This window comes from Lysobacter sp. Root667, from assembly GCF_001427715.1.
GTDB lineage: Bacteria > Pseudomonadota > Gammaproteobacteria > Xanthomonadales > Xanthomonadaceae > Lysobacter.
The window spans coordinates 103579-128966 of the sequence record NZ_LMHF01000011.1; the positions used below are offsets into that span (position 1 = coordinate 103579).

Sequence of the window (25388 nt, forward strand, 5' to 3'; positions counted from 1 at the left end):
TCGCGGCTTACGTCGCTCCCACAGGGGCCAGGAAGCAGGAAGCAAAAGGCGGAGGGTGGAGCCGGAGCGGAATTACGCCGGCAGGCGTTGTTCGCGGTCGCGGCTTATGCCGCCCCTACCCCAAAGCAACCACAACAACCGAGGCAGGGGCGGCTGGTGGTTCGCGACCGCGTGCGACCTACTCTTCGGAGGGCGCCTCGCCTGCTTCTTCGGTCGGCAGGCGTTCCAGCAGTTCGCGCAGGGATTGCTCGACTTCGCGCTCCAGCTGCTTCTGGTTGACCGCGGCGGCGTTGGCCAGTTCGAGTTCCTCGCAGGCGACCGAGCGCGGTTCGTCGTGGCAGACCTTGCGGATGCCGGCCAGCAGTTTTTCGTCGCCGGTGTTGTGGTACGCAGCGACGACGTTGCCGCAGCCTTCGCGCACGTGCATCGCGCAGACCCGGTCGTAGTAGCCGGCCGCGCCCGCCCAGTCGTTTTTCATGGCGGCGATGTGGCCGGCGCCCATGCAGGCCGAAGCCGAGCCGCGCCGGCAGCAGGCGTCGGCGCCGCCCGGATCGGTCAGCGCGCAATGGTCGACGCGGTAGGGCGTCTCGATCATGCGGTCGCTCGCGATCGGCATCTTCACCGGCGCGCATTGCGCGGCGACGCCGCGGCGAAAGACGGTGTAGCGGGTCCAGTCGTCCATGCCGAGCAGGGTGTCGTCGTCCAGCCAGCGCAGCACGAAGTCGTCGCCCTTGTCGTGGCGCACCAGCACCTGGTCGTCGCGCAGCCGGTAGCGCAGGCCGAGTTCGCCCTCGTTGCCGATCGCGGCGCCGTGCTCGTCGCCGAAACGGAACACATCGAACAGGCCGCCCTTGGCGCTGGCGTAGGTGCCGCAGGGTTGCCGCGGCGCGCGCCGCGCGGCGGTGTCGGTCAGGGCGACGTCGTTGAGCTCGGCCAGCGGCTTGCACATCTCGGACGAGAGCTTCCACTGGCAGGCGTAGCGCAGGGTCTCGCGCGCGGCGGCGAAGCGGCCGGCGATCCAATCCTGTTCGGCCAGGCCTTCGCAGGCGTTGGGCGCGCGCGCATCGCGACAAGCCACGCGCAAGGCGTCCAGCACCGCCGGCGCGGCCGGTTGGGTGCGGAACAGGTACAGCGGCGCGCCGGGATCCTCGGGCTTCAGCGCCTTGGCCCATTCGTCGCAGGCGTAGGGGCTGGCATCGCGGCGGCAATAGGTTTCCAACTGCGCCGCACGTTGCGCCTGCGGGGTGTCGCGATCCATCGCAAGCTCGGACACGCAGGACTGCACGTCGCCGGCCTTGCAGGCGAGCTTGCTCTGCTGGTTGTCGGGCGTGCCCGCGGGCGCGAGAGCGACGCCCGCGCCACCGGTCGGCACGCATACCGCGGGCTCGCGCAGGCGATAGGTCACCGGCTCGCTGCGCATGCGGTCGGCCTGCAGCACCAGGCGGCCGTCGGCTTCGATGCGATAGGTTTCGAGCAGGTCGCTGTCGGCGCGGCGCATCGACAGGGTGTCGCCATCGATGCGGTAGCGCCAGGCGGCGGGGTCGCGATAGCCCTCGCGGTCGTGCGCGATCACCGTATTGCCGGCGAAGCTCAGCAAGGGCGCGTATTCGTCCTCGGGCACGTATTCGCCGCAGGGAGCGGGCGCAGCAGCGGCGGCCGGGAGCGGAGACCACAGGGAACACAGCAACAGCGGCCAGGCCGCGAGGAACGCGCGCATCGGAAGTCCGTTTCGACGGGAAGACGCGCTAGTGTCGCCGCGTCGCGGCGCGCCGCCAAGGCGCGCGTGGCTTCAGCCGAACAGTTCGTGCGGATATTCGGGCTTCTGCTCGCGTGCGAGCAGCTGGCGCAGGCCGTCGGCGGGGGTGATCGTGCCGTGCAGCACGGCCTGGACCGCGCTGGAGATCGGCAGCTCGATGCCATGGCGCTGGGCCTGACGCATGACTTCGTCGGCGGTCTGCACCGACTCGACCACCTGGCCGATCTCGCGCACCGCCGCTTCGATGCTCTGGCCGCGGCCCAGGGCCAGGCCCAGGCGGCGATTGCGCGACAGGTCGCCGGTGCAGGTCAGCACCAGGTCGCCGAGGCCGGCCAGGCCCATCAGGGTTTCGGGTTGGCCGCCGATGGCGTGGTTGAGGCGCAGCATCTCGTTGAGGCCGCGGGTGATCAGGCCGGCGCGCGCATTCAGGCCGAGCTGCATGCCGTCGGCGACGCCGGTGGCGACCGCGAGCACGTTCTTCATCGCGCCACCGAGTTCGGCACCGAGCATGTCGTCGCCGGTGTAGGCGCGGAAGGTCGGGCCGTGCAGCACACCGGCGACGGTGCGCGCGAAAGCGGCATCGTCGGAATGCACGGTTAGCGCGGTCGGCAGGCCCTGCGCGACTTCCTTGGCGAACGAGGGGCCGGTGACCACCGCCAACGGCACCGCGTCGCCGAGCACTTCGGCGGCGACTTCGTGCAGGAAACGGCCGCTGCCGGGCTCGAAGCCCTTGGTGGCCCAGGCCACGCCCGCTTGCGCGGGACGGTGCGGCGCCAGCGCGCGCAGGGTTTCGGCGAAAGCGTGCGAAGGCACGACGACCAGCACCAGATCGGCGCCGGCCAGCGCGGCCGCCATGTCGGCGGTCGCGTGCAGCGATTCCGGCAGGGCGATGCCCGGCAGGTAACGCGGGTTTTCGTGTTGCGACTGGATCGCCGCGACGCCGTCGGCGTCGCGGCCCCACAGCACGGTCGGATGACCGTGCCGCGCGATCAGGGCAGCGAGCGCGGTGCCCCAGGAGCCCGCGCCCAACACCGCAACGCGCAGCGCGGCCTCACCGGAATTCGCGTCCGTGCCCATGCCGTGGTCCGATCGCGGGCGGCCCTCAGGCGTTGCCCGCGGTCTCCGCGTCGGCCAGGCCGCCCTGCTGCGAGGCGCGCTGACGCAGGCCTTCGGCGTACAGGGCGTCGAAATTGATCGGCTGCAGGAAGAACGGCGGGAAGCCGCCGGACTGGATCAGGTCGCTGACCAGCTGGCGCGCGTACGGGTACAGCACGTTCGGGCAATGGGTGCCGAGCATGCCGTCCAGGGTGGCCTCGTCGAAACCGGCCAGGCCGAACACGCCGGCCTGCTTCACTTCGACCAGGTACATCGGCTTKTCGCCGGCGTTGCAGGTCAGGGTGATGCCCAGCACGACTTCGAACGCGGCGTCGTTGAGGCGCTGCACGCTCTGGTTGAGGTTCATCTGCAGCTGCGGCTGCGCGGTCTCGTTGAACACCGCCGGCGCGCCGGGGACTTCGAAGGAGACGTCCTTCACGTAGATCTTTTCGACCGTGAACGCCGGACCGGCGGCTTCGACCGGCGCGACGGCGCCGTTGACGTTTTCTTCGGACATCGGATGACTCCAGCGGTGTAAGTGTTTGGTGGTGCGGTCGAAACCGCGGAAAGAGGCCGATTATGGCATGCGGGTATTGCGCGTCCCGCGTTCAGGCGTGGGGGCGTTTCCGGCCCGGCGCAAGGGCCGCCGCTTACGGCGGCGGCGCTCGGCCGTGGTCAGCCGAAGCAATCGGCTGGCGGATCAGGCGCGGCCCTTGATCAGCGGCAGATCGGCCGCCTGCCAGGCCTGGACGCCGCCGTCGAGCCAATAGACCTGTTCGAAACCGGCCTTCTTCAGGCGCTTGGCGGCATCGGCCGAAGCCTGTCCGTTGCGGCAGACCATGACCACCGGCAGCGACTTGGCGCTGGCCAGCAGCTTGTTTTCGGGATCGAACTGGCTGGGCGCGACCGAACGGCTGCCGGCGATGTGGCCCTTCTCGAAATCGTTGGTCGCCGACAAGTCGACCACCAGCGCGTTCTCGCGGTTGATCAGCCCGGTCAGCTCGGCCGGGCGCAGGGCCTTGTAGCCGCGGAACAGGCGCGCGCTTTCGGTGTAGACCAGCGCAACGGTGAGGCCGACCAGACCCATCGACAGGAACATGTGGCGGCTGCCGAAGGCAAGCAGTTCTTCTAGGGTCACAGGATCACGGGGACGACGGATGGGGGCGCGATTGTCGCCCAGGGCGGCGGGCGGCGCAAAAAAGCTCGGTCGGGCCGGTCGCGGCGGGCGCCGGACTGGGTCGGAGCTGGGCCGGGTTCACCCGCCGTGGCGGGCCCTGGGCGATTTACATGCCGTCCCAGAGGTCCGGCAGGCCCGAGGTCAGCCACCAGGTCTTGGCGATGTCGTCCCAGCGCCATTCCTCGCGGTAGCGGATGGTGCGCTCGGCCTGGGTGTGGCGGTTGATCACGCCGATCTCGATATCGCGCACCGCCAGGCCGCGCTCCTTGTCCAGGCTGGAGCCGACGTCGCGGTAGGAGGAGATCTGGACCTGCTTGTAGCGTTCCAGTTGCAGCGCGCTGACCGGCTGGTCCTTGCGGACCCGGGGGTCGATCAGGTTCTGGGCCTGCTCGAACTCGCCCCAGCGGATCGCGCCGGACCAGGCGTACTGGTTCTTGTCGAGCTCGTTGGTCTTCTTGCTGGCGAGGGCGCCGCCGGCGACCGCGCACAGGCACAGCAGCAGCAGGACTTTGAACAGGCGCATCGGGTGTCTCCGGCAAGGGACCGCGTCGGCCGACATGCTAGCCGGTTCCGCGGCCCGAGTTGGTGTCGGCCGCCTCAGCCGCGGGCGATGGCCACATACCGGGCGGTGAAGTCGGTCGCGACCCCGCCTTCGGGCAGGCGCACCCGCGCCACCAGACCGGTGCGGGCCCGTCCGCGCTCGCGCAGCGTGCTCAGGAAGGTGTTCCAGTCGGCGTCGGTGGCCAGCTCGGCGTCGACGTCGATGTCGGCGAACAGGGGGGCGAGGTAGCGGATCTGGCTGTCGGCCACATAAACGTCGGCGTCGATGCCGGCCTGCTCCAGGCCCAGCGACACCAGTCCCCAGGAGGCCAGGGTCATCATCGAGGCCAGGCTGCCGCCGAACGCGCAACCCTTGTCGTTGACGTGCTGGCTCAGCGGCGCGTGCAGGCGCAGACGCCGGCCGTCGTAGTCGGCGACGCTGATTTGCATCGCCGCCACCGGCGGCATCGATTGGTAGTGATGACGCAGGCGTTGCAGGGCTTCTTCGAGGCTCATGGGGGATCGCGCAGGGGGAGGGAAGACGGCTGCCGCGCGTTGCGCGGCTGTGCCAAGCTGCCGGCATGCGTCCGCACACACCGCCACAACCGCCGCGATGGTACGTGATCTCGTTGCGTCCCAGCGGTGCGCATTCGGCCTTACGCCAAGCTGCGAAAAGATACGGTGGCGCATTGATTGCGCTGTCGCCGTGGCGTTTGCGCAAGCTCGACGATGAAGCGTCGCGCGCCGCATTGGAGGCCGCGCTGGCCGCGCCGTACGCAGTGTTCACCAGTCCGGCCGCGGTGCGCGCGGCGCACGCCCTGCGGCCGCTGCGCGACAACGGCCGGCGCATCTGGTTCGCGGTCGGCGCCGGCAGCGCGGCGGCGTTGCGCCGGGCCGGCATCGCGCAAGTGCGCTCGCCGCAACGGATGGACAGCGAAGGCCTGCTCGCACTGCTGTACGAGTGCGAACTCGACGGCCGCAGCGTCGGCCTGATCACCGCGCCCGGCGGCCGCGGCGCGCTGACCCCGGCGCTGCAGGCGCGCGGCGCGCGCGTGCTGCGCGCCGACGTGTACGAACGCGAACCGATCGCGCCCGCGCCGCGCGCGATCGCGCGACTGCGCGCATTGGATGCGCCCGCGCTGCTGGCGCTGTCCAGCGGCGAGGCGCTGCAACGCACGCTCGAAGTGCTGCCCGACGACGCCGCGCGTGCCCTGCGCGGCGCCACCGCGCTCGCCGCCAGCGAGCGCCTGGCCGCGTTGGCGCGCGAACTCGGCTTCGCCCAGGTCCGGGTCGCGGCCGGACCGCGCCCGCACCAGCTGCTGGCGGCCGCACCGGAGCGGCTGCTCCGACCGGGAAACTGACTTGCGGCGACGGGCCTTCCGGTAGCATGGCGGTGTCATGAGCGCCTCCCCCGAACCTTCCGCCCCGGCCTCGCCCACTACCCGGCCCGACCCCGACGTGTCCTCGCCCGCCCCCGCCCCCCGCCGTTCCTCCTCCGCCTGGCTCTGGTTGTTGTTGCTGGCGCTGCTCGCCGGCGGCGGCTGGTACGCCTGGAAACAATGGCAGTTGGTCGAAGCGCGCGACCGTGCCGCGGTCGCCGACGCCGACCTGCGCCTGGACGCGCTGGACGAGCGCATCAACGCCTTGCGCAACGACCAGCGCTCGCAGAACCGCCGCCTGCAGCAGGCCGATACGACCAACCGCGTGCTGCGCGACGAACTGCACGGCATCGGCACCCGCGCGAGCCTGATCGAAGACAGCGTCTCCAAGCTCGCCGATCCCGACCGCCACGGCGCCCAGGCCCTGCGCCTGGACGAAACCGAACTGCTGCTGACCCTGGGCCAGCAACGCCTGCAGATCGGCGGCGACCTGGCCGGCGCGCGCCGCGCCTACGCGCTGGCCGGCGGCGTGCTCGACGGCATCGACGACCCGGCCTATCTCAGCCTGCGCCAGACCCTGATGCAGGAACGCGCCGCGCTCGACGCGCTCGGCATCGACCCGCGGGTGCGGGCGATGGCGCAGCTGGACGCGTTCGCGCGCGGCCTGAGCCTGGCGCCGGTGCGCGATCCGCTGGAAACCGCGCCGCGCGCGCCGTGGTGGCAACGCGCGTTCGGCAACATCGTCGACGTGCAGCCCAGCGACGGCGCGGTCGCGCTGCGTCCGGCCGATCGCGCTGCGGCGCTGGCCGGGCTGCAGCTGGAAATCTCGCTCGCGCGCGCCGCCGCCGAGCGTCGAGACGACGCCGGCTACCGCTCTGCGCTGACCCGCGCCGACGGCTGGCTGCAGCGCCTGGCGCCGGCCTCGGCCGCGCAGGCGCGTCAGCGCGAGGCCTTGAAATCGCTGGCCGCGCAGCCGCTTTCACTGTCGGTTCCGACCCTGGGCAGCACACTGCAGCAACTGCGCCAGTTGCGCACCACGCGCTGAGGAGGCCGGATGAATCTGTTCCGCAACCTGCTGTTCTGGATCGTCCTGGCCCTGGCCGGCGCGCTGGTCGCGCAACTGCTGGTGCAGGACCCGGGCTATGTCCTGGTGCGCTACGGCGGCAACGACTACACCACCAATGTCCCTAAAGCGATCCTGATGACGGTCGCGCTGCTGGCCGGTCTGTGGCTGGCGTGGAAGGTGCTGTCGCTGCCGTTCGCGGCGGTGCGCCGGCACCGCAAGAAGCAGGCGCGCGCACGTCTGATCGACGGTCTGGATGCGCTGCATCAGGGCCACTGGTCGCGTGCCGAGAAATCCCTGGCGCTGGCCGCCCGCAGCGACGATGTCGCCGCGATCGCGCACGTCGGCGCCGCCCAGGCCGCGGCCGCGCGCGGCGATGGCGGCGCGAGCGCGCAGCACCTGGATGCGCTCGGCAACACGTACCCGACCACGCGCGCACTGGCGGCGGCCGAACTGGCGCTGGCCGAAGACCGCGCCGACGACGCATTGAGCGCGCTCGACGCGCCCGCCGCGCAGCCGCTGCCGCCGCGTGGGCTGATCCTGCGCGCACGCGCGCTGGCCGCGCTGGGCCGCGCCGGCGAGGCCTACGGCCTGCTCGGCGCGCTGCGTCAGCAACAGGCTTATCCGGCCGAGCGCCTGGGCCGGTTCGAAGCGCAGTGGGCCGAAGCCGCGCTGCGCGAAGCCGCCGATGCCAACGTCCTGGCCGACCGCTGGGAAGCGCTGCCCAAGCCGCTCAAGAGCGAGCCCGCCGCGGTCGCCGCCTATGCCGAACGCGCCGCCGCGCTGCGTTGGGAAGAAGCCGCGGCCAAGAGCCTGGAGCAGGCCCTGGACACGCGTTGGGACGAATCCCTGGCCGCGCTCTACGGGCGTCTGCCGATCGGCCGCCTCGACGTGCGCCGCGGCAATGCCGAGCGCTGGCTGTCCGCGCATCCGGCCAGCCCGGCGCTGCTGGTCACCCTGGCGCAGCTGGCCCGCGCCCAGGGCCAATGGCCGCAGGCCGAAGCCTATCTGCACCGCGCCCTGGCCCAGGGCGCCAACAGCGACGCCTGGGAGGAACTCGGCCACGGCTTCGCCGAGGCCGGCGACGACGCGCGCGCGCGCCTGAGCTACGCCAACGCCCTGCGCGCCGCGCGCGGCGAAGCCGCCAGCGAACTGCCGGGCCGCGATCTGCGGCAGAAGATTTTCGACGAGGCCGTGGTCGAGGAACGCGACGAACACGGCATGCCGCGCCTACGCGGCTGACGACGATCGCGCCGCGCGGACGCGGCGCGATCGCCCGACCTCAGTCGCGCCAGTACTCGGCGACCGCGGTGAAGGTACGGCTGATGCCGGTGCTGCTGTTGGTCACCACCACGCTGACGGTCTTGTCGCGGTTCGCGCGAACCTGGGCGATGCAGAACTTGTTGCTGGCCGAGCAGCCGGTCACCGACCACTGATAGGTGTAGCTCACCCCTGCATCCTGGCCGAACACTTCGAACACCGCGCTGGTCGTGGCCGGCCCGTTGAACCAGTACGAGGCGCAAGCGTCCTCGGTGTACTGATCGAACGCGGGCGTGTCGACGTAGCAGGCGATCTTGAGGTCCTCCGCCTGCGCCCGCGCCGCCCATCCGGACATCGCCAGGAAGCCGAGCAGCGCGAGCGCTTTGGTTGCGTTTGCCATCGAAAACTCCTTTTCAGTGACGTTGCGGGTATGCCCATCCGGGCAAGCGCAGCCTAAGGCCGCGCGCGCGACGCAAACGCTGGCGGCAGTCGCAGTTCGTCGCAGGGCTTGGTCCGCCGCGCGGGCGCGGCGTAGGTTTCGATGCGGACCGGATCGCGGCGCAGCGGCCGCGTCGGGCTTCAGCGGCCGCCGATGTATGTCGGCAGGGTCGCCAGGAACTCGCTGCCGCAACCCTTGAAGCGGGTGTAGACCGGGCCGATGTGGCTGGGCACCAGGATCCGCGCCATCGCCACGCCACCAATCAAGGCACCCAAGAGTGCGATCACGCCCACGCCGATCAGCCAGCCTTGCTCGCTGCCGGCACCGTAGAACATCAGGCCCAGGCCCGCGAACACGCCGCCCCAGGCCACGCCCAGACCGAGCCGGCGGCGCTGGATATGGCGCTCGCACAAGCCGGCGCTGACGCGCGTGTTCTTGCGCACCGCCACCGCCACCAGCAGATAGATCAGCAGGTTCAACAGGATCAGCAGGTACCACGCCGGGTTGTGCCAGTAATAGCGGCGGTGCTTGATCGGCGTCGCCGCCGGCGCATTGCACTTGATGCAGCGCTCCGGCAGCCTGCACTCCGCACGCACCACCAGCATCGCGCCGTCGCGCCAGCAATCGCCCTCCAGCTCGACCCGGGTCGGCGCGACATACAGCGGCGCCTTGGGCGCCTGATACGGATTGAACGCGGTCATCGGATCCCCTGTGCCTGTCGATGCGCGGCGGCGCCCCTGCAGGCCCTCGCCGGCGGACGCTGCTTCCGCGCCCGCCGTCCCCACGGCGGCGCGCGGCGCCCATGGGCAGGATACGGGCCCGCGCCTCGCGTTGACTAGCGCGATGCGAGGGTTCGGCGATACACCGCCAGGTCGGCGGCGGAATAGCAGCAGAAGATCACCCGCGGCGCCTGCGCCATCGTCGCCAGCGTCTCGCGCACGGTCGCCATCGCGAGCTCGCTCGCAGCCTCGATCGGATAACCGTAGATGCCGGTGCTGATCGCCGGGAACGCGATCGACGCCAGCGCATGCTGCCCGGCCAGTGCCAGGGCGTTGCGGTAGCAGGCCGCCAGGATGTCGGCCTCGCCGTGGCCGCCGCCGCGCCAGACCGGGCCGACGGTGTGGATCACGTAGCGCGCCGGCAGTCGGTAGCCGCGGGTGAGCTTGGCCTCGCCCGGGCGGCAACCGCCGAGTAGGCGGCATTCGGCAACCAGCTCGGGGCCGGCGGCGCGGTGGATCGCACCGTCGACACCGCCGCCGCCGAGCAGCGAGCTGTTGGCGGCGTTGACGATGGCGTCGACCTCGAGGGTGACGATGTTGGCCTGGACGGCGTCGAGGTTCATGCCGATGCGGACATGTTGGGTCTGCGCGTCAGCTTGCCGGATAGCACTGTGGGAGCGGCGTGAGTCGCGATGGCGGCGGGCGCCGATCGCGGCTTACGCCGCTCCCACAGGAGGTTGGATACGTGGTCGGGAAGCTCAGCGCTACCAGTCAGCGTTCCAGGATCGCCACCACGCCCATGCCGCCGGCGGTGCAGATCGAGATCAGGCAGCGGCCGCCGCCGCGTTGCTTCAGTTCCTTGGCGGCGGTGGCGACGATGCGCGCACCGGTCGCGGCGAACGGGTGACCGGCCGCCAGGGAAGAACCGTTGGGATTGATCTTGGCCGGATCGATCCGGCCCAGCGGCGCGTCCAGGCCGAGACGGTTCTTGCAGTATTCCTCGCTCTCCCAGGCCCGCAGCGTGCACAGCACCTGCGCGGCGAAGGCTTCGTGGATCTCGTAGAAATCGAAATCCTGCAGCGTCAGACCGTTGCGCTTGAGCATCTCCGGCACCGCCACGGTCGGCGCCATCAGCAGGCCCTCGCCGTGGACGAAATCGACCGCCGCCACCTGCGCGTCGCGCAGGTAGCACAGCACCTCGTGGTTATGCGCTTGCGCCCATTCTTCCGAGGCCAGCAGGCAGGCCGCGGCGCCGTCGGTGAGCGGCGTGGAGTTGGCCGCGGTCAGGGTGCCGCGGCCGGAGGTCTTGTCGAACGCCGGCTTCAGCGTCGCCAGCTTTTCCAGGGTGCTGTCGGCGCGCAGGACGTTGTCGCGCGAGACGCCGCGGAAGCTGACCACCAGGTCCTCGAAGAAACCGCGCTCGTAGGCCGCGGCCAGCTTCTGGTGCGAGGACAGCGCCCACTCGTCCTGCGAGTCGCGCGAGATGTTCCACTCCTTGGCCATGTCTTCGCAGTGGTCGCCCATGCTCTTGCCGGTGCGCGGCTCGGCCACGCCGGGGAACTCGGGCTTGAGTTCGCGGAAATGGAAGCCCTTGAACGCGGCCAGCTTGTCCTTGGTGGTCTTGGCGCGCGCGGCCTCCAGCAGACGGCGGCGCAGGCGCTTGCCATACACGATCGGCACGTCGGAGGTGGTGTCCGAGCCGCCGCCGATGCCGACCTCGATCTGGCCGGCGGCGATCTTGTTGCCGATCGCGACGATCGAATCCAGCGAGGTGCCGCAGGCGCGCTGCAGGGTGATGCCCGGAGTCAGCGGCGACAGACCCGAGGACAGCGCGGCTTCGCGGCCCAGGTTCCAGTCGCTGCTGTGCTTGATCACCGCACCCATCGCGACCTCGCCCAGCTGCTGTCCGTGCAGGCCGAACTTCTCGACCAGGGCGCCGAGGGTCCGTACCGACATGCCGAGGTTGCCGACGTCCGCGTAGGCGGTGTTCTGGCGGCAGAACGGAATGCGAACGCCACCGAGCACGGCGACGGGACGGGCAGGACGCATCGGATTACCTCGGCTGGACGGGACGGCAGGGAAGGGCGGACGGAGCGGGTGAAACGGCCCGCAACATCATCGCGGGCATAATGGCGCAGTGTAGCGCCGCCTCCGCGCGCAACCAAACGCCAGCGTATCCAAGCCCGACCATGACCTCAGACGCCAGCCACCGCCAAGCGCCTCCCGCCCCGCTGCACGTGCTCGGCGCCCTGGCGCTGGAGCTGCGGGGCGACGCCGCCGTGGCCCGCAACGCCCTGCCCCAGGCCCAGATCGGGCCGCTGGCCGACCTGATCGCGCGCGATCTGGCCGGGTTCGCGCCCGAGGCCGCGGCGCTGGAACTGGTCGTGGTGGGCGCCCATTACGACCCGGTCGAAGTCCTGCGCCCGGGCTGGCCCCTGCACCACGAACTCGACCAGCTGGCCGCGCGCGCGCCCGGCCGACGCGAATCCGAAGGCCGCATCGTCGCCTTCGGCGCCCACGAAGACCGCCTGCCGGGCACCCTGCCGCCCTCGCCCGACTTCGTCGGCGGCCCGCTGCGGCTGGTGCCGTTCCTGCTCGGCGGCGACCCGGACATCGCCGCGCGCGTAGGCGACGCCTTCGAAAGCACCCTGCTCGAACGCGGCATGGCCGGCGCCGACACCGCCCTGGCCGCGCAGGAGGCGTTCGGCCTGCAGGTCGAGCATGCGCGCTACCTGACCGTGCACGACCTGGCCGCGATGATGGCCATGCAGTACGAGCATGCCGGCCTGGCGCCGCTGTGGCCGATCCTGGAAACCGCGCTGCTGCAGCCCGACGGCGAGGAATGGCTGGACGCGCCGCCCGAGCCGCTGGTCCATTACGCCGACGGCGAAGCCCGCATCGCCCTGTTCTCGCCGCCGGCCTGGCATGCGCGCTACGCGCCCGAAGCGCCCTGCGACAGCGACGACGGCCGCGCCCAGCTCAATCGCCGCTACCAGCACTTCGAAGCGCGCCTGCGCCAGTTCGCCGCGGTGCTGGGCGCGCATGGCGTGCCGGCGACCTTCGTGCATTGCGACGACGGCGCGAACGCGCGCGAGCAACTCTGACCGCAGCCCCCGCTGTGGGGTAGGAGCGGCGTAAGCCGCGACCGGGATGTCTTCGAGACCGGGTTGCGCGCCGCCGCGCCGTTGCCGATCGCGGCTTACGCCGCTCCTACACGAGAGTGGTTGCTGCGCTGCATTGCGTGGAAACGCGCAAGCCGGGATTCCCCACGCTCGCTCGCCGCTTCAGCCCTTGGCGAACTCGGTCTCGAAGATCGCATAGCCCGCGTCGTCCATATCCAAGGCGCGATAGGTGCTTTGCGCAGTGGTGTTGGCACGTTCCACGTACAACCGCAGCCCGATCACGCCCGGCGTGGCCTGCGCCAACGCGGCGACGTGGCCGTGCATGGCCTGATAAACGCCTTGGCGGCGGTGCTCGGGCGCGACGTACACGCTCTGGATCCACCACCAGTCGCCGTTGCGCCAGTCGCTCCACTCGTGGGTGAACATCAGCGTGCCGGCGGCGACCGCGATGGTTTCGCGGCCGGCGACCTCGACCTCGCGCATCGCCACGAAGTAACGCGCCTTGGCCGCATCGGCCAGGCCGGCCGCGACGCCGGCGCGCACGGTGTCGGGATCGAGCCGCTTTTGCTCGGTTTCCCAGGCCATCGCGATCATCCAGTCGGCGATCAGGTCGCGGTCGGTGGGCTCGGCATCGCGGATACGCAGGCGGGTCATGGCGGCAAGTCGGCTCGTGGGTGACGCACAGGATAGCCGCGGCCGGCGCTGTGGCGCGGCCATCGCAGCCTGCGTTCGCAGCGCGATCCACGCTGGGATGCGCCGTACATCGTGCAGCGGCGCGCAAGCCATGCGCGCCGCCGCGGCGTCGGCCGGGAACTCAGTGCGAAACCGAAATCACGCCGCAGGCCACGCGCGCACCGGCATTGCCGGCCGGCTGGCTGACGTAGTCGTCGGGCGCGGCGTGCACCACCACCGCGCGTCCGGCGACGTCGTTGCCGGCGCCGCCGCCCAGGGTCACCGCACGCGCATGCACGTCGACCTTGGCCACGCCGTCGGCGTCGGCGACCAGGTTGTTCATGTCGCCGCCGTGGTGGGCGCCGCTGTCGACCTTGCCGTGCGGGCTCATGCCAGGATTGAAATGGCCGCCGGCGCTGCTGGCGTCGACCGCGCTGCAATCGCCTTTCTCGTGGATATGGATCGCGTGCACGCTGTTGGGCGCGAAGCCGCCGATCACGCCGGTCAGGCGCACGCCGTCGGCGGTCGGCACGATCGTGACCTTGCCGCTGACCAGACTGCCCGAGGCCGAGGCCAGGATCGCCTGGCCGGACTGCGCGGTGGACACCGGCTTGGGCGCCGGCGGCGCCGCGGTCTTCTTCGGCGCCGAGCCGCAGGCGGTCAGGACCACGGCGGTCATGGCGATCAGGACGGTGCGGGCGGCGATGTTCATGGCGGCTCCAGGTGCTGGCGGCGAGAGGGAAAGAGAAGGGGAAGCGGAGGCGCCACGCTAGCGCGGCAGCGGTTCAGTGCTGGTGAAACTAGCTGCGCTTGCGGCCGGAGCCGAGCTTGCGGGTCAGCGTGTTGCGGCCCAGGCCCAGGCGCGCGGCGGCTTCGCTGCGGCGGCCGCCGGTGTGTTCCAGCGCGGCCTCCAGCAAGGCGCGGTCGAAGCGTTCGCGCGCATGAGCGTGGATGTCCTGCGCGCCCTCCGACAGTCGCACCCGCGCCCACGCGGCCAGGCGCGCGTCCCAGTCGTCGTCGGTGCGCGCGGCGGCGCTGGCGCTCAGGACTTCGTCCAGGTCGGCGCGGGCGATGCTGTCGCCGGGCGCGAGCGCGGCCAGGCGCCAGCACACGTTCTCCAGTTCGCGCACGTTGCCGGGCCAGTCGTGCGCCTGCAGACGCTCCAGGGCCGCCTTCGACAAGCGCTTCGGTGCGGCCGCGAACTTGGCCGCAGCGGCGGCGAGGAATCGCTCGGCGAGCTGGCCGATATCGGCGCGGCGCTCGCGCAACGGCGGCAGGCGCAGCCGCACCACGTCGAGCCGGTGCAGCAGGTCGGCGCGGAAGCGGCCTTCGCCGACCAGCGTTTCCAGGTCCTGGTGGGTGGCCGCCACCACGCGCACATCGACCCGGATCAACTCGCGGCCGCCGACGCGGAAGAATTCGCCCTCGGCCAGCACGCGCAGCAGCCGCGTCTGCAGCGGCAGCGGCATGTCGCCGATTTCGTCCAGGAACAAGGTACCGCCGTCGGCCTGTTCGAAGCGGCCGATGTGACGGCGCTGCGCGCCGGTGAAGGCGCCGGCTTCGTGGCCGAACAGTTCGCTTTCCAGCAGCTCGGCCGGAATCGCGGCGGTGTTGAGCGCGACGAAGGGCCGCAGCGCGCGCGGCGACTCGCGGTGCAGCGCACGCGCGACCAGCTCCTTGCCGGTGCCGGTCTCGCCGGTGATCAGCACCGACAACGGCGCCTGCGCCAGCCGGCCGATGGCGCGGAACAAGGTGCGCATGGCCGGGGTGTCGCCGATCAGCGCATCGGCCGCGGCCGCATCGGCGGCTGCGGCGACCGGCTCGGGCGCGCCGCGTTCGGCGCCGAGCGCGCGCGCGGCCAGGGCGACCGCATCGTCGAGATCGAAGGGTTTGGACAGGAATTCGTGGGCGCCGCCGCGGAACGCGCCGGCGGTGCTGGCGACATCGGTGTAGGCGCTCATCACGATCACCGGCAGGCGCGGCGCCGCGGCCTTGAGCTTGTCGAGCAGGACCAGACCGTCGTCGCCGGGCATGCGCACGTCGGTGAACAACAGCTCGGGCGCACCGCGCTGGGCCAGCGCGTCGAGCACGTCGTGCGCGTTCTCGAAACCATCGACGGCGTAGCCGGCCTCGCGCAGCGCGGTGGCCAGCACGAAGCGCACGCTGCGATCGTCGTCGACCACCCAGACCCGTGCGGGCGCGGACGTGGCGTTCATGCGGACGGCGTCTCCTCTTCGATCGGCATCGGCAACAGCAAAGTGAACACGGTGTGGCCCGGACGCGAGCGGTAGGCCAGCGAGCCGCGGTGTTCGCGCGCGACCTGCTGCGCCAACGCAAGCCCGAGGCCGCTGCCCTCGGCACGGCCGGACACCAGCGGCAGGAACAACTGCTCGGTGAGTTCTTCCGGCACGCCGCGGCCGTCGTCGGCGATGTCCAGGCGCAACGCGATCGCATGCGCGGCGTCGGCAATGCGCACGCCATGCTCGGCGCGGGTGCGCAGGGTGACCTGGGTCGCGCCGGCTTCGATCGCGTTGCGCACCAGATTCCACACCGCCTGCATCAGGCGGTCGGCGTCGCCGGCGAACTCCGGCAGGCTGGGGTCGTAGTCGCGCACCAGGCGCACCGCCCAGCCGGCCTCGCTTTCGGCTAGGCGCAGCACGCGTTCGAGCACGGCGTGAATGTTCAGGGCCGCATGCGCGCGCGGCGGCGCCGGGGTCAGCAGTTGATCGAGCAGCGCGGTGAGGCGGTCGACTTCGCTGCCGATCAGGCCGACCAGCTCGCGCGAATCGCCGTTGCCGTTGTTGCCGTGGTCGAGCCGGCGCGCCAGCAACTGGGCCGCACCCTTGACCCCGGCCAGCGGGTTACGCAGCTCGTGCGCCAGCCCCTTGAGCGAAGCCGACAGCGCCGACGGCAGCAGCAGCGCCGGATCGTCGCCGGGGAACTCATCGACCGGATGCACTTCCAGCAACCAGCCGCCGTCGTCGAGCCGGCTCAGCCACAGATCGGCGAAGCGCTCCTCGCCGTCGGCGTAACGCAAGCGGGCCCGGCGCAGGCGCAGCGACTCGTCCATCGTGGTGCGGGCCAGGGCCGCGGCCAGGCGCCCGTCGCCCGCATCCAGACCGGCCAAGGGCCAGCCCGGCAAGCGCCGCACGCTGACTCCGAGCCAGCGCGAGAACGCCGCATTGCAGCCCAGGATCGCCCCGCCGGCATCGCTCCAGGCGAGCGGCGTGGTCAGGCTGTCCAGGGCCGGCGGCGGGATGGAGTCAGGGGGCATTGCACCATCTTAGTGCAAATTTGAGGCGGCTCGGCGGGGCGTGGCGAGCCCGGCGACGGTGGGCAGAATCGTAATGTTCGTACGTTTTGTACCAACCATGCGAATTCTGGATTTGCCGGCCTGACCCTATCGATTATCCGACATTGGCATCATCTGGACGATCGATCCCCTGGGATTCTCTAGGGAATAGGTAGGCAGTGTTAGTTAGAATGTAACGATGCTGAGCGAAAGCGCGAAACGCCGTATCCACGGCTTCCTGTCCGGTGAAGCCTGGAAGCGCCGGATCGCGTTGTGGAGCGGCGCCGTCGCGGTGGCCCTCGTAGCGATTGTCTTTGCCAAGCTCGGCGACGCTGCCAGCCGCTTGTTCGCCTCGGCGCTGGCATTCTCGCCTTACTGGGCACTGGTGGTCACGCCGGCGGTGTTCGCGCTGCTGGCTTGGGCCGCCCGCGGTAGCCTCAAGGGCACCCGCGGCAGTGGCATTCCCCAAGTCATCGCCGCGGTGCAGTCGCGCGATCACGGATTGCGCGAAGGCTGGCTCTCGCTCAAGGTCGTGACCGGCAAGTTGCTGCTGACCGTGGCAGCCCTGGCCGGCGGCGCCTCCATCGGTCGCGAAGGGCCGACCGTGCACATCGGCGCCGGTATCATGCATGCGGTCGGTCGCGTCATGGGTTATCGCGATCCGTACCAGATGTCCCGCTTCCTACTCGCCGGCGGCGCGGCCGGTATCGCCGCGGCGTTCAATACACCGTTGGCCGGGGTGGTATTCGCGATCGAAGAGCTCAGCGGCACCTTCGAGCACCACTTCTCCGGTGTTCTGCTGACCGCGGTGATCGCCGCCGGCGTGGTCTCGCTGGGACTTATGGGCAACTACGCCTACTTCGGTCATGCCAACGTCGCGTTGCCCTTCGGCACGGGTTGGTGGGCGATTGCGCTATGCGGCGTAACTTGCGGGTTGCTCGGTGGCGCGTTCGCGCGCCTGATCGTGGCGGCAGGAGCCGCGCGTCCGCGGTGGCTTTTCGACCAACGAGCCCGCTCGCCCGTACTGTTCGCCGCATGCTGCGGCCTGACCCTGGCGTTGCTCGGGCTGTGGCTGGGTAAGGGCATGTTTGGTACCGGCTACGAGCAGGCACGTGAGCTATTGCAGTCCGACCACGCGACGGGCGGCCTGTTCGGCGCGGGCAAGCTCGCCGCCAATTTGGCATCAAGCCTCGCCGGCATTCCCGGCGGCTTGTTCGCACCCGCATTGGCGGTCGGCGCAGGCCTGGGCGATAACCTGTCTGCACTCGCGCCCTCGGCGCCGCACCAAGCGGTGATCTTGCTGGGCATGTGCGGCTACCTCGCCGGACTAACGCAAGCGCCGCTGACTTCGGCGGTAATCTGCATGGAAATGACCGACAACCGCGAATTGATGCTGCCGGTGCTGGCGACGGTACTTCTTGCGCGTGCATGCTCGGCGCTGGTCTGCCACACGCCCATCTATAAGGCACTGGCAGCCCAACTCATCGAGCCAGACGGCAGAAACGGCACGGGGTAGAGCCCGACTGCAGCCCTGCGATGTCAAGCTGCAAGCTGACGGCCGAAGCCGACATTCGCAACATCTCATCTTTCCGTCGAACTCCCGGCGATGGGCGAAGTGTCACTCCTCAAAAGGACGCAAAACGACCGACTTGGCGAATAATGCCCCCGCCTCGTGCACCTGTCGACGTAAGGAGGCGCTGCCCAGGACATCCACGTTGGCCTCGATCCCTTGCTCGCGCAACAGCGAGGCGACCGTTTCCGCCCGCTGTCGCGCCAGCGCCGCGCTTCCACCTGAGCCCGTGACCCGCAACCGATTCACTCGCCATCGGTTGGCGGCCCAGACCGCAATCTCAACTTTGTCCTGCCCTGCCGGTTCCAACTTTGCGCTGTCATCGGCGAACCCAATCACAGGCATCGATCGCAAGGCAGGCATGCGCTCACCTATGCCAAGTCTAGCTTTCCGCCCTCTTTCGTTGGTTCGTCGTTGGCTGCATCCTGGCCTGATCGATCCAGCGCTTGCACGATCCCTCCCTCCGCTCGTACCGCCTCGAGAAATCCGCGCCCCCATTGGGCCAGATCGTGATGCCGGACGATGTCGAACAATTCGGCCAAGCGCGAAGGCGTAGTAAACATCGCTCGGTGCTCCAACGCGACATCGGACCGGGGTCTGTGGCCCGCCGTGGAGGTCTCGTACCGGACGAGCCCGCGGAAAGAATGCGGAAAGAGTTGCAGACGCTGTGACGGTCCAGCCGAGCGTCAAAACCAACCGTGGCTGCGATACCAAGCGACGGTGTCGGCCACGGTTTGTTCGAGTGGCCTGAACTTCAGGGCCAGTTCGCGTTCGCTCTTGGCGTGGTCGAAGTTGGTGCGCCCGGCTTCCTTGACCATCAACCGCACCGTGGCGAGGCTGAGCAGGATGGGCCGGCCGCTGATGCGCGCATAGATTTCCTGCACCGCCGCCAGGGCGTACAGCAGCGGCAGGGGCAAGTCGCGCGTCGGCGTTTTGACGTCGGCAATCCGGCCCAGCACGGGAACGAGTTCCCGCATCGTCATATGCCGGCCGGCGGCTAGATACCGTTCGGCGCGCCTGCCGCGCATCGCCGCTGCGATATGGGCCTGCGCCACGTCGCGCGCGTCGACCACTGAAAAGCTGCCGGGCACCAGCCCGGGCAGTTTGCCCAGCGCCACATCGTTGACGAATTGGCCCGAGGAGGTGGGGCCGATGTCGGCCGGCCCCCACATCCAGCCGGGCAGCACCAGGCTCGCGTGCATATCCGGGTGCAGCGCCAAAAAGCGCAGCACGGCTTGATCGGCCAATATCTTGCTGCGGTAGTAGTCGTCGGCATCGCCCAATTCGCGCAGGCAGGTTTCGTCGATCGGCGTGCCCGGCGCGCCATTGAGCACGCCGATCGACGAAGTCTGGACGAACCGGCGCACGCCGGCGGCGTAAGCGCGTTCAATCAACGATTCGGTCCCGTCCACGTTGATGCGTTTGAGCTGCTTCCAGTGGCTGCCGCCCTTGTAGTTGTCGCGAAAGAAGGCCGCCGTGTGGAACACGACATCGCTGCCGTGCAGTGCGGCGACGAAAGCGGGTACATCGGCCATGTCGCCCAGGACGAGTTCGACCCCCGCCAACCCAGCGAATTGTTGCTCGCCCTTGGCCAGGGAGCGGACCAGTGCCTTGACCTGGACGCCCTGCCGGACCAACTCGCGCACGAGGTTGTTGCCGAGCAGGCCGGTCGCGCCGGTGACGAACGCGGACTTCAGTTGGGGAGCACTTTGCATGGCAAGTGAAATTCAAAATTCGATTGAAATTTAATCTGCCTGGAATGATTTTGGATGTCAAGCGATATCTGAGTTGCAGGTGATCGGCAATTCATGTGATCTTTGGCGCCATGAGCGAACCCACGCCCAAAAAGCGGCTGAGCCGCGAGGAAAGCCAGGCGCAGACCCGCGCGCGCCTGATCGAAACCGCGCGGCAGCTGTTCGTCGCGAACGGTTACGCAGGCACCTCGATCCGCGACATCGCCGACCGGGCGGGTTATTCACAGGGCGCCTTCTACTCGAACTTCGCCAGCAAGGAGGAAGTCCTTCTGGAGTTGCTGCGAGGTCACATGGAGGCCGAAGCCGCGCAACTTTCCGAGCTCATGGACGGCGGCGGGCGCGCGCCCGAGCGGATATTCGGCGAGCTCGAGTCCTGGGCCGCCACCCTTAACCGCGACGTCAGCTGGTGCGTGCTGTCGATCGAACTGCAGTTGCACGCCAAGCGCAGCCCGACCTTCGCCGATAAGTACCAGCGTGTCTGGGATGCGCACCGGGCCGGGCTCGGCGGCGTGATCGGCAAGTTGTTCGCCGCCCTCGGGCGCCGGCTGCCGGCCGAACCCGAGAAGCTGGCGGCGGCCTTCATGGCCTTGGCTCACGGCTTGGCGCTGCAAGGCGCGGGGGCGCGGCCCGATCCGTCGGGAGGGTTGATCCTGCTATTTCTGCGCGGGCTGATCGCGAACGCCGAACCGGTCGACAGCGCGCCGGCCGCCTAGCCCGAGCGCGATTGATCTGGCTGCGCCTGGTGTTGTGCGGCGGCGCATCAGCAACCGTTGCCGGGCACCCAAAATTTTTGCGGCGGTATGTTTTTGGCCATCGTAGAAGCGGGAGCACCCAGATGGCTCGAATCCTTGTCGGAACGGCGAGCTGGGCCGATCCCAGCCTAGTCAAGACGAAGCGCTCCTATCCGAAGGATGTTCCTCAGCCGAGGCCGCTTCGCGGCTCGGCTCATTTCATCAGCGAGCGGTGAAACTCAAGGTGGTCCAATCGCGCATGGCTTAAGGTCATACACAATATGAAAGCCCGTCTGGCTCTACTTGCTTTCTTGATCTTCATCGCTGGATGCAGCCCACGGCCAGCCGTGGATCAAGTCACTATCAAGCTGCATGGTCAGAAACCTAATGAGGTTGTAGCGCTCATCGAAGGGAAGCTGTTAGCACATGGTTTCAACAGAACAGGCGCCAGTCAGCCCGGTCGCCCAGGCTTGCTGGAAGTCTATTCTTATGAGAGTGGACGAGAGACGTACGCGAACGTGTATGTCAATTCGCCACGCTGTGTAGGGTTTGTAACCTTGGTCGATCTGGATACGAAGGATCGGACATTCGCAAAGGCTGTTTTCCTGGACGTGATGACGGTCTTAAAGAAGGACAGGGCCTTCTCTTTCACCATTGGCGAGTGCTCGAATCCACCTCAATCGATGTGATACGGTGACGTCTGACCGTCGCGAAAATTTAGCAGAGCAAACCGCCAAAGCCCTGCTCCTGGCTTGCTCTCCACAGCGGATGAGGTGCTCAAGCCGAAGCCGCTTCGCGGCTCGGCTTGAGGGCTGTACGTCAGCCCCGCTTACCAACCATGTGATTCTGTCCAACTGCGCGCTCGGGGCCTCGTCAATTGAAGGGGGGCGAGGGTCGCAGGCACGCCAACGACGGGGCACTCCCGGCATCGCCCATGCATCAACCCTCGCGCCGCACTGCCCGCCACGACGAGTGGATGGCCGCATCGGCGAAATCGGCGGCTTCATGCGACGCGTCTGCTAGCGGCACTTCGCCTGCGGTCCGATCGAATCGACTGCGACGCCACGGGCCCGTCGGCGCAGAACCGCATGTGCGATCCATACGCCGGCCCGCATCCGATACCGATGGACGCGGCGCCGAAGGAGGCGGCGCACGGCGAACTCACGCCTTGTTTTGCGATCGCGGTCGTCGCATCCTGACACGGTGAAGAAATCGCCTCCCACCGCCGCCGAACTCGCCATCCTGCGCATCCTGTGGCGGGACGGGCCCGCGACGGTGAAGCAGGTGCATGAGGCGGTGTATGCCGGCACCGACACCGGCTACACCAGCGCCCTGAAGATCCTGCAGAACATGCTCGCCAAAGGCCTGGTCTCGCGCGACGCCGATGCGCGCCAGCACGTCTACAAGGCTTCGGTCTCCGAGCGTCCCACCCTCAACCGCCTGGTGCGCAGCTGGATGGACAGCGCGTTCTCCGGATCTTCGCTGGCCCTGGCCATGCAAGCGCTCGATGCGCGTCCGATCGATCAGAAAGAGCTGGCGGAGTTGAAAGCCGTGATCAAGCGGCTCGAAGCCGATACGGACTGACGGTGGCCTCGGTGACGCTGGCCTATGTCTTCGAGCTGCTGGCGTTCGCTCTGGTCGGGACCTTGCTGCAAGGGACCCTGCTGTGGATGTCGTGGCGTTTGCTGAGCCGCGCGATTCCCGTCTCCTATCCGGTGTTGCGCTATCGCGTCGCCGGCGCGCATTTCGCGCTGCTGGCGGCCTTGCCGCTGCTGACCGTCGCATTGTTCCACCTGTTTTTCGCAGCGATGGGCGCCGAGATTTCGCGGGAGAAGCCGTCCGTCGAGCTCCCGCCCCTGGAGAGCAGCGCAGCCTACCTGAGCATGCTGGCCGGCATCGCAGCGTGCTGGTTGCTCGGCGCCATGGTCCATTGCCTCAAGCTGCTGCGCGAGTGGGCGGGCTTGGCACGCATTGCGCGGAGCGCGGCGCCGGAAAATCTGGTCGCCGCCGTCGATCGCTTGGGCAAGAAGATAGGTGCGCGCTGCCTGGTGCAACCCTGCATAGCCGCTGTCGCCAGCCCGCAGGTCGTCGGGTTTCGCCGGGCGAGCTTGATGATCCCGAAGGATTTCATGACGGCGCTGCCCGCAGCGGAGCGCGACGCGATCTTGCTGCACGAGTTGGCGCACGCGCGCAGGCACGACTTCGCCTGGAATCTGATGCAGAGGTTCGGCCTGGCGCTGGTCTGGTTCCATCCCGCGGCGTGGGCGCTCTACAACAGCATAGCGCTGGAGCGAGAGGCCGTTTGCGACGCCATGGCGGTCGGCCAGGGCGCCTCACCGAAATCGCTCGCGCAAGGCCTGTTGCGTCTCGCAGAGCGCCGCAGCGGGCACGCGATCGCCATGGCGTCCGCCAGCGGCGCCACCCTGAGCGATCGCGTACATCGGCTGCTCGCTCCCGCGGCCGCTCCAGCCTCGTTGTTGCGGCGCACGGCGATTGCGGGCGGCGTGCTGGCTTTGTTCGGCGTCGCCGCCACGCTCGCCGAGCCGGGCCTCAACGCCGCCCGGATGCGCGAGCTGTATATCGCGAGCGGTTTCGGCCCCACGGTGGTGGTCAATGCACGCGATCCTGCCGGCGCCTTCGGCTTGCGCATCCGCCAGGGCCGGGTCGTACAAGCCTCCATCGAACGGCAGTCCGTGCCGACGGAGCGCATCATTCAAAAGGGCGACCAAGTCATCCTGCTCGGACCGAACCGGCGCCCGGCCGTCTCGCTGCGGGTGTCCGCCAACGGCAGGATTCGCTGGGACGCGCGCGGCTAGCACTGGGCCCGATGCTGATATACGATGCCCGTCGTAGATAAATACGACAACCATCGTAGAGAGATCGAATGGACCTGCTCTCCGCCTTTTCCCGCCACCGCCTGGCCGTCGGCCTGGCCGTCCTGTTACTGCCGTCGCTGGCGCCGGCCGCTCCCGACCCGGCCGATGCGGCCCGGGTATTCGCGGAGGCCGAAGTCATCTGCCGGCGCGACGGCGGCAAGCTCTGGGGGCAATCCTTGTGCGGCCCCATCCTGTTGGTCGACTACACGGACCGATCGGTCGTGGCCAACGTCGCCGATGCGCAAGGCAAGCTCATCGCCTCCGGCAAGGCTTTCACCGGCACGCTGCCCGAGAGCGTGATCATCGCCAACACCCCCACCGAATGGTCGGGCGTGCGCTGGACTCAGCTGCTGTGGCCCTTGCCCACGGAAGAGGCCAAGCGCCATGTGCTGCTCTCGCATGAGCTGTTCCACCGCATCCAGCCGGCGCTCAAGCTCACGCGCGACGAGGTCGGCAACCAACACCTCGACACGCTCGAAGGCCGCTACCTGCTGCAACTGGAATGGCGTGCATTGGCGCAGGCATTGAAAGCGCCTACACCCGCCGAGCGGCGCGCGGCCGTGTCCGACGCGCAGCTGTTCCGCCATGAGCGCTATCGCCTGTTCCCGCAGGCTTCGGTCGAGGAAGGCCACCTCGAGATCAATGAGGGCGTTCCCGAGTACACCGGCGTGAGACTGGGGCTGACCGATCCCCAGGCGCGCATCGCCTTCGCCGAGTACGACCTGTCCGCGTTCGTGCAGGCGCCGACCTTCGTGCGCTCGTTCGCCTACGCCACCGGACCGGCATACGGCTTGCTGCTGGACGAGCACGATCCGGCATGGCGTGGAAAGCTGGGCGCCGGGCAGCGCCTCGACCAGTTGCTGAGCCTGGCGATGCAGCTGCCCGATCCGGATTTCGCGACCCTCAAGACGCGGGCCGCGCGCTACGACGACGGTACGCTCAGATCGTCGGAGGAATCGCGCGACAGCCAGAAGCGCAAACACCTGGCGGAGCTGAAAGCGCGCCTCGTGGACGGTCCGGTGCTTATCGTTCCGCTCAAGAAGACCAATCGCCAGTTCAACCCGCAAACCCTGCAACCGCTGGGCGAGTTGGGCATGGTGTATCCGACCCTGCGATTGACCGGCGAGTGGGGCGCCCTGCAGGTCGAAAGCGGCGGTGCGCTGCTCACCCAGACCCAGGCGACGGTCTCCACCGACGGCGTGAACCCGTCTGCGACCGAAGGCGACGGATGGCGGCTCGATCTCAAGCCGGGCTGGTCGGTGCGGCCGGGCGATCGAGCCGGTGACCTGATCGTGGTGCAAACAGCCAGCCAGTAATTCAGCGGGCGGAACTCCGAGCGTCGCCGGAGTTCCGCCACGGTGGAAGACCGGACTAATCCCTGGTCAGGTCGCAGACAGCGCACTGACCATGACGTAATACCCATCGGGATCGCGCAGCGCGAACTCCTCGGTGCCGGTGCTCGGATTCACGCTGGGCTCCTCTTCCAGCACCGGAACCAGCGCCCGCGCCCGGGACAAGGCCTCGGCGAAATCATCGACGCGGAAAAACAAAAGCAAGCCGTTGCCTGGCGTGGCGGAATCGGGGCTGGTCAGCGAAGGATGCTCGTGGGAACCCCACGCGTGCAGGCAGAGCAGGACCGTTCCGTCCGAGTCGAGAATCTGCCCGAAGTAGGTATGGCCGGGAGCCGACGCCGGTATGCCCAGCAGCGACTGGTACCACTTGAAACTGGCAGCCACATCGCTGACGCCGATAATCGTCCAGGTGCGCTTCATGGGGCCTCCTGTGGTCCGACTGCGGTTCGAGCTTGGACGTCGCCCAGCTTATGCCACTTCTGTGATCGTCTGTTGAAACGCCGTGGCCGTGCGCTGAAGCGCACTATCCGGGCTGGCGAATCTCTAGGCCCTCGCGATCCGACTGCAGCCGCACCGATTGTTCCCGTCCCG

27 protein-coding genes are annotated in these 25388 nt (G+C 69.0%); 10 read left to right on the forward strand and 17 right to left on the reverse strand.

What is annotated here, in order from left to right; translation table 11 throughout:
* Positions 1-178: 178 nt before the first annotated feature.
* The 6 genes from ASD78_RS10590 to ASD78_RS10615 form a co-directional block, all read right to left on the reverse strand.
* Entirely contained in the window at positions 179-1717 is a 1539-nt protein-coding gene (locus tag ASD78_RS10590; RefSeq protein ID WP_056101141.1) for a hypothetical protein, read from the reverse strand.
* 72 nt (positions 1718-1789) lie between these two features.
* Positions 1790-2833, reverse strand: coding sequence for an NAD(P)H-dependent glycerol-3-phosphate dehydrogenase (locus ASD78_RS10595; protein ID WP_055905181.1), 1044 nt, complete (start codon positions 2831-2833; stop codon positions 1790-1792).
* Between the two features lie 25 nt (positions 2834-2858).
* A complete protein-coding gene (gene secB, locus ASD78_RS10600; protein WP_056101144.1) occupies positions 2859-3368 on the reverse strand; it encodes a protein-export chaperone SecB in 510 nt (169 codons plus the stop codon).
* A gap of 183 nt (positions 3369-3551) precedes the next feature.
* Positions 3552-3989, reverse strand: a complete 438-nt coding sequence (locus ASD78_RS10605) for a rhodanese-like domain-containing protein (protein WP_156087706.1) — start codon at positions 3987-3989, stop codon at positions 3552-3554.
* A gap of 145 nt (positions 3990-4134) precedes the next feature.
* The gene (locus ASD78_RS10610) at positions 4135-4551 is read right to left on the reverse strand and encodes a hypothetical protein (RefSeq protein WP_082559768.1); all 417 of its coding nucleotides are present in this window, start codon (positions 4549-4551) and stop codon (positions 4135-4137) included.
* 74 nt (positions 4552-4625) lie between these two features.
* Positions 4626-5084: a YiiD C-terminal domain-containing protein gene (locus tag ASD78_RS10615; RefSeq protein WP_055905187.1), complete on the reverse strand. Its 459-nt coding sequence runs from the start codon at positions 5082-5084 to the stop codon at positions 4626-4628.
* A gap of 65 nt (positions 5085-5149) precedes the next feature.
* Here ASD78_RS10615 and ASD78_RS10620 point away from each other — a divergent pair, with 65 nt between their 5' ends.
* The 3 genes from ASD78_RS10620 to ASD78_RS10630 are packed head-to-tail and all read left to right on the forward strand — an operon-like array spanning position 5150 to position 8252.
* On the forward strand, positions 5150-5929 hold the full coding sequence (locus tag ASD78_RS10620; RefSeq protein ID WP_056101147.1) for a uroporphyrinogen-III synthase: 780 nt from the start codon (positions 5150-5152) through the stop codon (positions 5927-5929).
* A 37-nt stretch (positions 5930-5966) separates the two neighbouring features.
* Entirely contained in the window at positions 5967-6992 is a 1026-nt protein-coding gene (locus ASD78_RS10625) for a uroporphyrinogen-III C-methyltransferase (protein WP_082575553.1), read from the forward strand.
* Between the two features lie 9 nt (positions 6993-7001).
* Positions 7002-8252 (forward strand): heme biosynthesis HemY N-terminal domain-containing protein, encoded by a 1251-nt coding sequence (locus ASD78_RS10630; RefSeq protein ID WP_056101153.1) that lies wholly within the window; start codon positions 7002-7004, stop codon positions 8250-8252.
* Positions 8253-8292: 40 nt separating this feature from the next.
* Here ASD78_RS10630 and ASD78_RS10635 read toward each other — a convergent pair whose 3' ends face one another.
* From ASD78_RS10635 to ASD78_RS10650, 4 genes are all read right to left on the reverse strand, one after another.
* A complete protein-coding gene (locus tag ASD78_RS10635) occupies positions 8293-8670 on the reverse strand; it encodes a hypothetical protein (protein WP_056101157.1) in 378 nt (125 codons plus the stop codon).
* A 179-nt stretch (positions 8671-8849) separates the two neighbouring features.
* A complete protein-coding gene (locus tag ASD78_RS10640; RefSeq protein WP_056101160.1) occupies positions 8850-9410 on the reverse strand; it encodes a hypothetical protein in 561 nt (186 codons plus the stop codon).
* A 134-nt stretch (positions 9411-9544) separates the two neighbouring features.
* A complete protein-coding gene (locus ASD78_RS10645) occupies positions 9545-10051 on the reverse strand; it encodes an O-acetyl-ADP-ribose deacetylase (RefSeq protein WP_056101163.1) in 507 nt (168 codons plus the stop codon).
* Positions 10052-10199: 148 nt separating this feature from the next.
* Positions 10200-11477 (reverse strand): acetyl-CoA C-acetyltransferase, encoded by a 1278-nt coding sequence (locus tag ASD78_RS10650; RefSeq protein ID WP_055905204.1) that lies wholly within the window; start codon positions 11475-11477, stop codon positions 10200-10202.
* 140 nt (positions 11478-11617) lie between these two features.
* Here ASD78_RS10650 and ASD78_RS10655 point away from each other — a divergent pair, with 140 nt between their 5' ends.
* Positions 11618-12532, forward strand: coding sequence for a hypothetical protein (locus ASD78_RS10655; RefSeq protein WP_056101167.1), 915 nt, complete (start codon positions 11618-11620; stop codon positions 12530-12532).
* 180 nt (positions 12533-12712) lie between these two features.
* Here ASD78_RS10655 and ASD78_RS10660 read toward each other — a convergent pair whose 3' ends face one another.
* From ASD78_RS10660 to ASD78_RS10675, 4 genes are all read right to left on the reverse strand, one after another.
* Positions 12713-13204 carry a GNAT family N-acetyltransferase gene (locus ASD78_RS10660; RefSeq protein WP_056101170.1) on the reverse strand — a complete coding sequence of 164 codons (492 nt, stop codon included), beginning with the start codon at positions 13202-13204 and terminating at the stop codon, positions 12713-12715.
* A gap of 160 nt (positions 13205-13364) precedes the next feature.
* Positions 13365-13934, reverse strand: coding sequence for a superoxide dismutase family protein (locus ASD78_RS10665; protein WP_056101173.1), 570 nt, complete (start codon positions 13932-13934; stop codon positions 13365-13367).
* 88 nt (positions 13935-14022) lie between these two features.
* Positions 14023-15438: a nitrogen regulation protein NR(I) gene (ntrC, locus tag ASD78_RS10670; protein WP_056101178.1), complete on the reverse strand. Its 1416-nt coding sequence runs from the start codon at positions 15436-15438 to the stop codon at positions 14023-14025.
* The gene (locus ASD78_RS10675) at positions 15435-16496 is read right to left on the reverse strand and encodes an ATP-binding protein (RefSeq protein WP_056101182.1); all 1062 of its coding nucleotides are present in this window, start codon (positions 16494-16496) and stop codon (positions 15435-15437) included. The genes ntrC and ASD78_RS10675 overlap by 4 nt, the downstream gene beginning before the upstream one ends.
* A 217-nt stretch (positions 16497-16713) precedes the next feature.
* Here ASD78_RS10675 and ASD78_RS10680 point away from each other — a divergent pair, with 217 nt between their 5' ends.
* Positions 16714-18030 carry a chloride channel protein gene (locus ASD78_RS10680; RefSeq protein WP_056101185.1) on the forward strand — a complete coding sequence of 439 codons (1317 nt, stop codon included), beginning with the start codon at positions 16714-16716 and terminating at the stop codon, positions 18028-18030.
* Positions 18031-18132: 102 nt separating this feature from the next.
* Here the strand turns inward: ASD78_RS10680 and ASD78_RS10685 are convergent, their stop codons facing one another.
* Positions 18133-18447, reverse strand: a complete 315-nt coding sequence (locus ASD78_RS10685) for a hypothetical protein (protein WP_156087707.1) — start codon at positions 18445-18447, stop codon at positions 18133-18135.
* A 323-nt stretch (positions 18448-18770) separates the two neighbouring features.
* Entirely contained in the window at positions 18771-19799 is a 1029-nt protein-coding gene (locus ASD78_RS10690; RefSeq protein ID WP_056101191.1) for an SDR family oxidoreductase, read from the reverse strand.
* Between the two features lie 110 nt (positions 19800-19909).
* Here ASD78_RS10690 and ASD78_RS10695 point away from each other — a divergent pair, with 110 nt between their 5' ends.
* The 5 genes from ASD78_RS10695 to ASD78_RS10710 all read left to right on the forward strand — a co-directional run bounded on the left by ASD78_RS10695 (position 19910) and on the right by ASD78_RS10710 (position 24761).
* A complete protein-coding gene (locus ASD78_RS10695) occupies positions 19910-20551 on the forward strand; it encodes a TetR/AcrR family transcriptional regulator (RefSeq protein WP_056101194.1) in 642 nt (213 codons plus the stop codon).
* Positions 20552-20850: 299 nt separating this feature from the next.
* Positions 20851-21258 carry a hypothetical protein gene (locus ASD78_RS20730; protein WP_156087708.1) on the forward strand — a complete coding sequence of 136 codons (408 nt, stop codon included), beginning with the start codon at positions 20851-20853 and terminating at the stop codon, positions 21256-21258.
* A 514-nt stretch (positions 21259-21772) separates the two neighbouring features.
* Positions 21773-22153 carry a BlaI/MecI/CopY family transcriptional regulator gene (locus ASD78_RS10700; protein WP_056101198.1) on the forward strand — a complete coding sequence of 127 codons (381 nt, stop codon included), beginning with the start codon at positions 21773-21775 and terminating at the stop codon, positions 22151-22153.
* An 11-nt stretch (positions 22154-22164) separates the two neighbouring features.
* Positions 22165-23385, forward strand: coding sequence for a M56 family metallopeptidase (locus ASD78_RS10705; RefSeq protein ID WP_156087709.1), 1221 nt, complete (start codon positions 22165-22167; stop codon positions 23383-23385).
* A 68-nt stretch (positions 23386-23453) separates the two neighbouring features.
* Positions 23454-24761: a hypothetical protein gene (locus ASD78_RS10710; protein ID WP_082575554.1), complete on the forward strand. Its 1308-nt coding sequence runs from the start codon at positions 23454-23456 to the stop codon at positions 24759-24761.
* A 66-nt stretch (positions 24762-24827) separates the two neighbouring features.
* On the opposite strand, the gene ASD78_RS10715 is transcribed toward ASD78_RS10710, so the two are convergent.
* Complete coding sequence (locus ASD78_RS10715) at positions 24828-25217, reverse strand: VOC family protein (protein WP_056101204.1); 390 nt, start codon at positions 25215-25217, stop codon at positions 24828-24830.
* Positions 25218-25388 lie beyond the last annotated feature (171 nt).

What these genes read in the sequence shown, in the direction of transcription:
- ASD78_RS10695 (WP_056101194.1), top strand. Translation starts at nt 19,910, where the DNA reads ATGAGCGAACCCACGCCCAAAAAGCGGCTGAGCCGCGAGGAAAGCCAG.
- ASD78_RS20730 (WP_156087708.1), top strand. Translation starts at nt 20,851, where the DNA reads ATGAAAGCCCGTCTGGCTCTACTTGCTTTCTTGATCTTCATCGCTGGA.
- ASD78_RS10715 (WP_056101204.1), bottom strand. Translation starts at nt 25,217, where the DNA reads ATGAAGCGCACCTGGACGATTATCGGCGTCAGCGATGTGGCTGCCAGT.
- ASD78_RS10640 (WP_056101160.1), bottom strand. Translation starts at nt 9,410, where the DNA reads ATGACCGCGTTCAATCCGTATCAGGCGCCCAAGGCGCCGCTGTATGTC.
- ASD78_RS10590 (WP_056101141.1), bottom strand. Translation starts at nt 1,717, where the DNA reads ATGCGCGCGTTCCTCGCGGCCTGGCCGCTGTTGCTGTGTTCCCTGTGG.
- ASD78_RS10610 (WP_082559768.1), bottom strand. Translation starts at nt 4,551, where the DNA reads ATGCGCCTGTTCAAAGTCCTGCTGCTGCTGTGCCTGTGCGCGGTCGCC.
- ASD78_RS10655 (WP_056101167.1), top strand. Translation starts at nt 11,618, where the DNA reads ATGACCTCAGACGCCAGCCACCGCCAAGCGCCTCCCGCCCCGCTGCAC.
- ASD78_RS10710 (WP_082575554.1), top strand. Translation starts at nt 23,454, where the DNA reads ATGGACCTGCTCTCCGCCTTTTCCCGCCACCGCCTGGCCGTCGGCCTG.
- ASD78_RS10635 (WP_056101157.1), bottom strand. Translation starts at nt 8,670, where the DNA reads ATGGCAAACGCAACCAAAGCGCTCGCGCTGCTCGGCTTCCTGGCGATG.
- ASD78_RS10680 (WP_056101185.1), top strand. Translation starts at nt 16,714, where the DNA reads ATGCTGAGCGAAAGCGCGAAACGCCGTATCCACGGCTTCCTGTCCGGT.
- ASD78_RS10660 (WP_056101170.1), bottom strand. Translation starts at nt 13,204, where the DNA reads ATGACCCGCCTGCGTATCCGCGATGCCGAGCCCACCGACCGCGACCTG.
- ASD78_RS10630 (WP_056101153.1), top strand. Translation starts at nt 7,002, where the DNA reads ATGAATCTGTTCCGCAACCTGCTGTTCTGGATCGTCCTGGCCCTGGCC.
- ntrC (WP_056101178.1), bottom strand. Translation starts at nt 15,438, where the DNA reads ATGAACGCCACGTCCGCGCCCGCACGGGTCTGGGTGGTCGACGACGAT.
- ASD78_RS10685 (WP_156087707.1), bottom strand. Translation starts at nt 18,447, where the DNA reads ATGCCTGCCTTGCGATCGATGCCTGTGATTGGGTTCGCCGATGACAGC.
- ASD78_RS10625 (WP_082575553.1), top strand. Translation starts at nt 5,967, where the DNA reads ATGAGCGCCTCCCCCGAACCTTCCGCCCCGGCCTCGCCCACTACCCGG.
- ASD78_RS10620 (WP_056101147.1), top strand. Translation starts at nt 5,150, where the DNA reads ATGCGTCCGCACACACCGCCACAACCGCCGCGATGGTACGTGATCTCG.
- ASD78_RS10595 (WP_055905181.1), bottom strand. Translation starts at nt 2,833, where the DNA reads ATGGGCACGGACGCGAATTCCGGTGAGGCCGCGCTGCGCGTTGCGGTG.
- ASD78_RS10615 (WP_055905187.1), bottom strand. Translation starts at nt 5,084, where the DNA reads ATGAGCCTCGAAGAAGCCCTGCAACGCCTGCGTCATCACTACCAATCG.
- ASD78_RS10645 (WP_056101163.1), bottom strand. Translation starts at nt 10,051, where the DNA reads ATGAACCTCGACGCCGTCCAGGCCAACATCGTCACCCTCGAGGTCGAC.
- ASD78_RS10665 (WP_056101173.1), bottom strand. Translation starts at nt 13,934, where the DNA reads ATGAACATCGCCGCCCGCACCGTCCTGATCGCCATGACCGCCGTGGTC.
- ASD78_RS10675 (WP_056101182.1), bottom strand. Translation starts at nt 16,496, where the DNA reads ATGCCCCCTGACTCCATCCCGCCGCCGGCCCTGGACAGCCTGACCACG.
- ASD78_RS10690 (WP_056101191.1), bottom strand. Translation starts at nt 19,799, where the DNA reads ATGCAAAGTGCTCCCCAACTGAAGTCCGCGTTCGTCACCGGCGCGACC.
- ASD78_RS10650 (WP_055905204.1), bottom strand. Translation starts at nt 11,477, where the DNA reads ATGCGTCCTGCCCGTCCCGTCGCCGTGCTCGGTGGCGTTCGCATTCCG.